Below are 9061 nucleotides of genomic sequence, written 5' to 3' on the forward strand. Positions count from 1 at the left end.
TTCTCGGACGAGATCCTCGTGCTGTACCGCGGACGCATCGTCGAGCGCGGGCCGGCGGATGACGTGATCCTCAATCCGCAGCACGCGTACACGCGCCTGCTCGCCGTCGCGGCGCCCGACCCCGAGAAGATCGGCAAGGTGGTCTCGGGCGAGGTGGTCACCGATCGGTCGACGCTCGACAACACCGTGTGCTTCAACCACTACACGCAGTCCTGGGAGTCGGCGGAGCGGGAGCCCGCCCGTGTCTGAGGTCGCACAGAGTCCCGACGACGAGCGCGTCGCCGCGTCGTCGCGTCGCTCCGCCCCCTGGCCGACCGAGAGTCTGTCCTTCGGCGGCGACTACAGTCCCGAGCAGTGGCCGTGGGAGGTGGTGCTCGAGGACCTGGCGCTGATGCGCGAGGCGGGAGTGAACCTCGTCACGCTCGGCGTGTTCTCGTGGGCGGTGCACGAGCCGCGCGAGGGCGTCTTCGACTTCACGTGGCTGGACCGCATGCTCGACCTCCTGCACGAGAACGGCATCGCGGTCGACCTCGCGACGCCCACGGCCGCCGTGCCGATGTGGCTGCACCGACTGCATCCCGAGATCCTGCCGCAGGATCGCCATCGGCATCCGCTCGCTCCCGGCGGTCGCCTCGGCTGGTGTCCCTCGTCTCCGGTGTTCCGCGGGTATGCGCTGCGGATCGTCGAGCGTCTGGCCGAGCACGTCGCCGGGCATCCGGCCGTGCGGATGTGGCACGTCAGCAACGAGCTCGGCGGCGGCAACGCGCGCTGCCACTGCCCGGTCTCGAACGCTCGATTCCGCGAGTGGGTCGCGGCGAAGTACGGCACCGTCGATGCGCTCAACGCGGCGTGGGGCATGGCGTTCTGGGGCAACACCTACTCGTCGTTCGAAGAGGTGACGACACCGTGGGGTGAGACGGCGCACAACCCGGGCCAGCTCCTCGACTACGAGCGGTTCTCGTCCGACGAACTGCTCGACCACTACCGTGCCGAGAAGGACGTGCTGCGCGGGCTCGCCCCCGGCGTGCCGGTGACGACCAACTTCATGGTCGGTCTCGGGCCCGACGTGGTCGACTACACCCGGTGGGCCGACGAGATGGACATCGTGGCCAACGACCACTACACGTTCGGGCCCGACCCCCTGCGGCATCAGGACCTGGCCTTCAGCGGCGATCGCATGCGCGGACTCAGCAGGGGAGAGCCGTGGATGCTCATGGAGCACGCCACCGGAGCATCCAGCTGGCATCGCATCAACCAGCCGAAGGCGCCGGGCGAGCTCGCGCGGCACGCACTCGCACACGTCGCGCGCGGGTCGGACAGCGTCATGTACTTCCAGTGGCGGGCCCCGCGATCGGGCACCGAGAAGTTCCACTCGGCGATGCTGCCGCACTCGGGCCCGCAGAGCCGTGTCTTCCGTGACGTGGTCGACCTCGGTGCGCACCTCGACGCGCTCGCCGAGGTGAGGGGGAGCACGGTCGCATCCGCCGAGGTCGCGATCCTGCACGACAACGAGGCCGGATGGGCGCTGAAGTCGGGGCTCAAGCCGATCAACGACCTCCGCTACGCCGACACCGCGCGTGCCGTGCACAACGCCCTGTTCGCCCGGGCGGTCACGGCCGACGTCGTCGCGCCCTGGACGGCCCTCGACGCGTACCGACTCGTGATCGTGCCGGGGCTGTTCCTCGTCTCGGACGAGAACGCGCGCACCGTGCACGACTTCGTCGAGGCCGGTGGCACCGTGCTCGTCACCTGGTTCTCGGGCATCGTCGACGAGGTCAACACCGTACGGCTCGGCGGGTATCCCGGCGCGTTCCGATCGCTGCTCGGGGTCACGAGCGAGGAATTCTCGCCGCTGGATGCCGACCAGAGTCTGCGACTCGACAACGGCTGGACGGTGCGCCGCTGGGCTGAGCGACTGCGCGAACCCGCACCCGACGATGGCGCCGAGGTGCTGGCGCGTCACACCGAGGGAGCGCTCGCCGGAGGACCTGCGCTCACGAGGCGTCGAGTCGGAGCGGGTGCGGCCTACTACCTGTCGGTCGATCTCGATCCGGAGAGCCTGGGCGCGCTCGTCGATCGACTGCTGGAGGAGAAGGAGATCGGACCGACCGCTGTGGTGTCGCGGGGGGTGGAGGCCGTGCGGCGAGTGGGCGACGACGCGTCGTATCTGTTCCTGATCAACCACAGCGAGGACGACGGCCGGGCCGAGGCCTCGGGTGTGGACCTGCTGACCGGTGCCGAGCACTCGGGGATCGTCTCGATCGCTGCGGGGGGAGTCGTGGTCATCCGAGAGCATGGGCGCAGCTGACGGGCGCCGGATCGGCGATGACATTATCGGCACCTGATCTGGTGATGATGTTGGAATCTCCGGTGACGAACCGAACCTTGCTCATGCGTCTGCAAAGGGCTGGACGACAGCGGCCTCTGCGAGGATCGTACGATGCGCGAATCCGTCGACACCACCAACTCCGAGCACTACGTATGGGGTGAGGTTTCCGACGGGTGGCGTCTGCTCGACAGTCAGGGCTTGTCGGTGATCGAAGAGCGTGTGCCTGCCGGTGCCGGAGAGGCATGGCATGTCCACGACTCCGCGACGCAGTTCTTCTACGTGCTCGAGGGGGCGCCCGAGATGCAGACCGCCGACGGGGTGGTTGAGTTGGGTCCTCGGAGTGGCGTCGAGGTCGCGGCCGGGCTCCCGCATCGATTCTTCAATCCCGGACCGGGTGAGACCCGATTCCTGGTGATCAGCACACCGAACACACGCGGTGACCGGCGCTCGGTCGATGTCGACGGGTCAGCGCAGTAGCCGGGGCTCAGATCGGGAAGAGCGTTCCTTGTTGGAGCCGAGCGTTCGAGACGCGGGACGCCAGGAGCGGTCGATTGCACACCTCGATGCGCAGAGTACTTCCCTCCACTCTCAAGTGCAGTGTCGTTCTCATAGACGGCGGTGAGAACTAGGTTCGACAGCCAGGGCATGACCACATCGGGCCAATGCCCGATCTGGGTCGTAGGCATGGTCGCGGACAGCGCTCTGGGCGAGCTCGTCTTGAGGTTCGCAGCCGGTGGGCAGCGAAGTTCGGGGAACGCCGTCCGGATCCGTTCACGCTCCTCGCGCACAGGGGCCGTCAGCGAATCGCGCGCGCATGCGAGGCCGTCTCCGGGACAAAGCAAAACCCCCGCCATGTAGAAGCTAGGCGAGGGTTTCTGGGCTGATTGTAATGATCAGCCTTGTGGCTCCGACGGGCGTCGATCCCGTGACCTCACGATTTTCGGGGAGGGGTTATCAGGGGTTGTTGCGGGGTGCTGAGCGCTCCTAACTCTCATGATCAGCAAGACTTTTCGTTGTCAGGGCTGTCCATCTTCACTACCGAATCTGCGGAATACTTGCGGAGTCAGCAGCAGTCAGCGGGGCTTCACGGACACGTCTATCGCATGCCCCTGCGTACGCGTGGCTGCGCGCGAAACTCCCCATCTGTTCGCAGGGGGTGGGTGCTCCCGAGCCGTCTGTCTCACAACCTTTGCGAAGCGCTAAAGGGTAGGCGGACCCTACACCCATGGGTCGCTGCAACGTTAGAGCTTCTAACCGACCGCTGATGGAAGAGTCTCTACGTCATCATCACGCAGGCTCAGGGAGTCGTAGTCCCAACGCGCATAGGATCGCAGGTCCTCGAGCGTCATGTCGCGCTCGGACGTCACGACAATTGAAGCGAGATTTATGCCGTCAAGCCGACGAAGGGTATCGCCGAGGGTGTCGGCAGCCTCGCTCGCAACCGTGAACACGTCTGCGTTCTCAAAGTCGCCGACACGCATTGTGATAGCGATTGAGGCGTCGTAGGGCGTTTCGGCGTCGAATTCGTCGAGCTGTGTTGCCACATAAATACCGGTCATCGAAGCCCCGGCAGCCTTGAAAATGCGCTCGATTGCTCGGCGCGCAGGAGCCATCCGGCGGTTGAACTCGTCAGCGAAGGTCGGGCGGGCGTAGCTAGCCGCGAGCCACAGAGCAAGCACGCGCCTTTCGGTCTCGCTCAACACATCTGACGGGGCGAACTGAAGGAGGGTCCGACGGTCGAGTGCGGTCTTCGTGTCTCGTCGAATACCAATGGCGTCGTGCGGGCGCTCGAGGTGAAGAACCCGGGGGTTCTTGCCGTGCGTGAAGTTACCGTCCACGACCTCAATCTGATCGACCGACATCACTTCCACGAACGGGTCGCGCTCAAAGCTGGTCGAGACTACATCGCATGGGTGGGAGACGGTAAGGAAGAGATTCCCCTTCGGCAAACCAGGCTGACCTTCGAACTCGGGGCCACCGAAGAGGGCGCCCTGTGTCCACCCGAGCGGGTGGATGATCTCGTCCTCGCCCACGATGTTTTGTCCTATAGCTCAGGACCCAGGGGGCGCCCGGTCGCGACGTCGAAATCCTCAGCCGTCCGAGGCGTGGCAGCCAGCGATCTCGCAATCTCAGTGAGTGTTCCCCGCCGAGCGGGCGCCTGCTTGCGGACTGATGCAGCCTGAAGGCGCATATCTTGCTCGATCTCCTTGCGCCATAGTCGCGGTTCGCAGAGCGCTGTTACGAGCGGCACGTCATCAGCCACATGAGAACTGAGGTTGGGGTGCTCGGACTGGCCAGCGGTAGCTCGCCAATAGCGAGCGATATCTACGGCGAGAGTGATCCGCTCCATACGGTGGGGCGCCGGCGTAGCTTGACCCTTGAGCCACGAGTAGATTGTCGGTCGTTCGACCGCCAGCACGGCAGCTAGCTGAGTGATTGATAAACCGAGCGAAACGCGAATCTCGTTCACCAACTCCGACACATTAGTAGTGCTTCTCGGCGGCACTTCGCTATCGAGTAAAACAATGTGCGGCATGACCCCCGTTGCGATCTTGCTCGCGATGAACAAGACCGATTCGGTTAACATAGCACCTGTACCGATGACCGCCTCTGCAAACCAGGACGCCCTAGTGGGCGTCACGAAGGCGCATTCCTCGAAACCTCGGGGCCATCGGGATCCCAAACCGCTTGAGGAGGTTAGCATCAGGTCGGTGGCGGGAGCCATCGGCGCAAATGCGCGAGTTACAGAGGGGGTCTCCGCGGCTACAAGCGTCACAATCTGACCCCTTCATGTTCTCCCCATGTTTTTCGAGCCTGCGGAGTGATGGATTTCCAGAAAGCGCTACTGGCGTGCTGATGAACTCCCCAAAGTCGCTCTTCGAGCGTCTCCCATGTGAAATCGGACCTCGTCTCATCGGCGCTGTCGACGTCAAAGATTGCGTGCACGCCGGTGCGGGCGGCGGCGATGGGTGCAAGTTCAGGTGTATTCAGATCTGGTGGGAGGAGGGGGGCGTCTTCCACCTGACTCATCCGAATCTGCAGATGGCCTTTGTCGGTCGCCGCAATAATGTGCTGGTTGAACAGAATTGAATTTACGCCAAGGTCAGCAGCGCTGAATGTGAGAACCGTCTCGTTGAAGTAATCGGCCATCGAATCTCCGATGTTCGGAACAGCGTCTACGTACCGCAATCCGACCCGATCAGCGAAGCTTGGCGCAGCAATGGACTCGATGACCGCCACCACCTTGCGAACTCCCTCTAAAAACGCCTCGAAATCGTCGTAAGAAGTGGTCTGCATGGAGATCGCTTCGTATGTCAGTGAGACGATCTCATCGTTGTCTTTCGAGGTAAATACCCATCGCGGAGTGGACTGAATTACGGGCTCGCTGCCAGCCATCGAAAACTGAAACTGTTGAATCGCTGAGGCGGTGAACCCCGGATAGCCTTGTCGGCGCAATTCATCCTGGATGGCCGGGACGAAGCTTGCCATCGTGAGGATCGGGGCGAATCGAATCTCTGTGAGCACGACGACGAGCGGCGAGCGCTCGAGCTTCCTCTTCTCGCGCGGTTCCCGGGTCATGGCCCGAGTTTACATACGGCTTTACACCGGCGCCAGTAGCGTCGATGAATCGTTGGCAGATTCATAGGCCGCGCGTCCGGGCCGTCCACACAACGATCACCGGGGGCCGAGTTGGCGGTCTCTTGGACTGACGAACCTTGGCGCCAACGGTGCCGTTCAGGATGTGGCTTCGGCGTGGAGCGTGCCGAAGGAGGAGGTCATGATGACGAGGCGCACGATGGTGCCGACAAGGCTCAACAGGGTCGGGTCGAGCGCGTCTAGAGTCGCTGTGATCAAAAGGAGCAGCGACCGATTTCTGTCTACCTAGATTCAAGTCCCTCAAAGGTGGGACACCTGGACGGTATGGCTCCTCGCGCTCGGGGTGCGCGAAGGAGCCGGGCATCATTGCGGCGCGGTCGACGGGCGCAAGCGCTGCTGTTGCTTGGCGTCATGGGCAGCTGCGCCCAGACGAGCAAGCCGCGGAAAGTATGTCGATGGGTTCAAATCCCACCGTCACCGCCATGGAAACCCCCGAGAAATCGGGGGTTTTCCGTGTTCGGGGTAGGGCGTGGTGCATTCTTGGTGAATATTTCGGCGGTGTAGATCAGGACGATCCGCGCCGCCTTCAGCACCTCTTTGAGATCTAGGTTCAAATCCCACCGTCACCGCCACCACGAAGGCCCCGACTCCCCTGGAAACACTGGGATGCGGGGCCTTCGTCATGTCCGGTTGGGCTGTGGCGATAACGCAGCAGTAACCACCTGATGCGCATGTCATCAGTGCGGATGATCGGCGTCGCGCAAAGGAGATCTACGCGCCCACTTCCGCGCGGAGGTGCGCTTGTGGATCGCGAGACGCTTGACCTTCGTGTAACCCGAGGCGATAGGTTTTCGATTGAGCTCGACGCGTCGTCAGATAAGGGGATCACAATGACCACCGCTTCTCCGCCGGTTCCTGCCGCGTGGCATCCTGACCCCTCCGGTCGAAATCAGTATCGCTACTGGGACGGCGTCACCTGGACCGACTGGATTGCTAACGACGGCGTTCAGGGGACGGACCCTCTTCTTCCGCCCGCTGCACCTGCCGCGGCTCAGAGGAGAAGTACCGCCACCGAACCGCTCACGAGCAAGAAGGAGCCCGAGCGGGAGAAGGCGACTCGAAACGGATACCTGCTGCTGGGCGCGGATGGGTACCCGAATACCGAGGTCGCTGGCGAGTTCGCCCGGATGGACGCAATCCACAAAGCGATCGGTCGCAAGCCGAAGAAGGATGAGGAGATCGAGCGCAGTGATCTGATCGCTGCGCTCGTTCCGGAGCCGACCAATCCGCACGACAAGAATGCGGTCATGGTGCAGATTAACGACCAGCACGTCGGGTATCTGGAGAAAGAGGTGGCAGCCGTATATGTCTCCGCGATCCGCGATGTCTGGGACTCCGGTCACGTCGCGGCGACCGGAGCTCGCATCTGGGCCTCGGCTCGGGAATCGTGGGACTCGTCGCGCAAACTGAAATATGTGGCACGCGTTTCGATCGCTCTGAACGAGCCCCACCTCGTGTTGCCGATGAACGAGCCTCCGGCTGGCGCCTACAGCATCTTGCCCTGGGGATCCGCGCTCCAGGTCACGGGCGAGGAGCAGCACCAGGATGTCCTCGCGGACTTCACCACCAACGTCGGTGACGGAATCGCCCTGGGTACGCTTGCTGTGATCGAAGGCGGGACAGCGCGCGCACCGAAAACGCTGATCGAGATCCGGCTCGATGGAGAGCGGGTCGGTCAGCTCACTCCCGCGTCCAGTCAGCACTTCGTCCCCACCGTCCGCCACCTCGAATCTCAGGGACAGGATGCGGCAGCCTGGATCAGAGTGAAAGGAAGCGCGATCGCTGCTCAGGCGACCGTCCAAGCCGCGAAAGCACACGAGCTGCCGACAGACTGGTTCGCCGAGCCGAACACAATTCCTGCGTTGAGGCGAAGCACGAGACCAACTGGCATTTGAGCGGGTCGCGGGCTTACCGAGGCAGACTCCCTTCGACCGACGTCAGTGCTCGACCCGCGACCCGAGTATTCGTTGCAGGGTCTCCGGAGTGATGTGCGAGCGTCGGCCGGGCCCCGTGCGCGCCAGCTCCGCGATCGTCGTGTGCCCGCAGCCCGTGAGGCGCGCGATCTCACGCAGGGAGTACCCCTCTGCCCTGAGCTCCCAGACCCGCTCGGAGGCGGGCAGGGAGTCGACCGGCTCCACCCGGGGAGGGACACCGGCGGCTGCGGCGATCTCGCGCTTGCGGGCCGCTTGGGCATCCGAGCATGTGACTCCGTCGGCTCCGCCCGGGCAGGTGCGGCGGTCGCGGCATCCGAGGTAGTAGCCATAGGTCGTGCCGTGCGTGATGGTGTGACCCTCGTTCCGGAACCTGCGTTCGCGGTAGTCGCGGATGTACTCCCGTCGCGCGCCGGCGCAGGTCGTGCGCCCGATGGTCCAGTTCGGGCAGAGTCGGTCGCGATGGCATCCGCGGCGATACCCGCCGAGCGTGCCGTGAGTATCGAGGTCGGTGGCGGTGGCGGTGACTGCGGGCTGCGGGGCCTCCGGCGCACGGGGGGCGTCGTCCACCGTGCCGGTGCGGGGGATCGGCTGGTCGAGGGGCAGCTGCCACAGGCGATAGTCCGAGCGCCTGCGCACGGATGCCTCGGCGCACGTGACCCAGGGCGAGAGGTCGCCGTGCGGGCAGGCCGAGCGTGTGCGGCATCCGGCCTCGTACCCGGCGGGGCTGCCGTGGGGGATGCGGTTCGTCATCGTCGCTCGGCTCAGATCAGCGACGCGGCGGCGCGGGTTCGGCCGCGCTCGCGCACCACGTCCTCGGCACCGCTCACGATGGCGTGGATCTTCTGCGCCCCGTTGACGGTGAGGCCCGGCTCCTCGGGTGCGAGCGGCTCGAGGGTCGCCAGCTGCGATTCGAGAAGGTCCAGCGGCATGAAGTGCTCGCTCCGCATGAACAGCCGCGCGGCGAGGACTTCCTTCTTCACGTCGAGATGGACGAAGAAGACGCCGGGCGCATGCTCGCGGATCGTGTCACGGTAGACCTGCCGGAGCGCGGAGCAGGCGATCACGAGACCGGTGTTCTCCTGGCGGTGCAGCTCGTCTCCGACGATCCGCAGCCACGGGGCACGGTCCTCGTCGGTGAGCG

At 64.4% G+C, this 9061-nt stretch carries 8 protein-coding genes and 1 pseudogene; 4 read left to right on the forward strand and 5 right to left on the reverse strand.

Annotated elements, in window-relative coordinates:
• The 3 genes and pseudogenes from RTN46_RS09435 to RTN46_RS09445 all read left to right on the forward strand — a co-directional run.
• Window positions 1-249: pseudogene (locus tag RTN46_RS09435) on the forward strand (ABC transporter ATP-binding protein); the annotation flags it as partial.
• Window positions 242-2308 carry a beta-galactosidase gene (locus tag RTN46_RS09440; RefSeq protein ID WP_312180830.1) on the forward strand — a complete coding sequence of 689 codons (2067 nt, stop codon included), beginning with the start codon at window positions 242-244 and terminating at the stop codon, window positions 2306-2308. The pseudogene RTN46_RS09435 and the gene RTN46_RS09440, both read left to right, overlap by 8 nt.
• Window positions 2309-2440: 132 nt before the next feature.
• Window positions 2441-2806 (forward strand): cupin domain-containing protein, encoded by a 366-nt coding sequence (locus RTN46_RS09445; RefSeq protein ID WP_312180832.1) that lies wholly within the window; start codon window positions 2441-2443, stop codon window positions 2804-2806.
• A 773-nt stretch (window positions 2807-3579) separates the two neighbouring features.
• Here RTN46_RS09445 and RTN46_RS09450 read toward each other — a convergent pair.
• From RTN46_RS09450 to RTN46_RS09455, 3 genes are read right to left on the reverse strand one after another with little or no spacing between them, the layout of a single operon-like run.
• Window positions 3580-4362: a hypothetical protein gene (locus RTN46_RS09450; protein WP_312180833.1), complete on the reverse strand. Its 783-nt coding sequence runs from the start codon at window positions 4360-4362 to the stop codon at window positions 3580-3582.
• Between the two features lie 11 nt (window positions 4363-4373).
• On the reverse strand, window positions 4374-5054 hold the full coding sequence (locus RTN46_RS17030; protein WP_396157575.1) for a helix-turn-helix domain-containing protein: 681 nt from the start codon (window positions 5052-5054) through the stop codon (window positions 4374-4376).
• 47 nt (window positions 5055-5101) lie between these two features.
• On the reverse strand, window positions 5102-5908 hold the full coding sequence (locus tag RTN46_RS09455) for a TIGR04255 family protein (protein ID WP_312180834.1): 807 nt from the start codon (window positions 5906-5908) through the stop codon (window positions 5102-5104).
• Between the two features lie 908 nt (window positions 5909-6816).
• Here RTN46_RS09455 and RTN46_RS09460 point away from each other — a divergent pair.
• The gene (locus tag RTN46_RS09460; protein ID WP_312180835.1) at window positions 6817-7881 is read left to right on the forward strand and encodes an HIRAN domain-containing protein; all 1065 of its coding nucleotides are present in this window, start codon (window positions 6817-6819) and stop codon (window positions 7879-7881) included.
• 42 nt (window positions 7882-7923) lie between these two features.
• Here the strand turns inward: RTN46_RS09460 and RTN46_RS09465 are convergent, their stop codons facing one another.
• Together RTN46_RS09465 and RTN46_RS09470 are read right to left on the reverse strand one after the other, a co-directional pair.
• The gene (locus tag RTN46_RS09465) at window positions 7924-8670 is read right to left on the reverse strand and encodes a helix-turn-helix transcriptional regulator (RefSeq protein WP_312180837.1); all 747 of its coding nucleotides are present in this window, start codon (window positions 8668-8670) and stop codon (window positions 7924-7926) included.
• An 11-nt stretch (window positions 8671-8681) separates the two neighbouring features.
• Window positions 8682-9061, reverse strand: a 380-nt coding sequence (locus RTN46_RS09470; protein ID WP_396157570.1) for a gluconokinase, incomplete at its 5' end; no start/stop codon positions are given.

The organism is Arthrobacter sp. (assembly GCF_031988865.1).
Classification (GTDB): Bacteria; Actinomycetota; Actinomycetes; order Actinomycetales; family Micrococcaceae; genus Arthrobacter_B.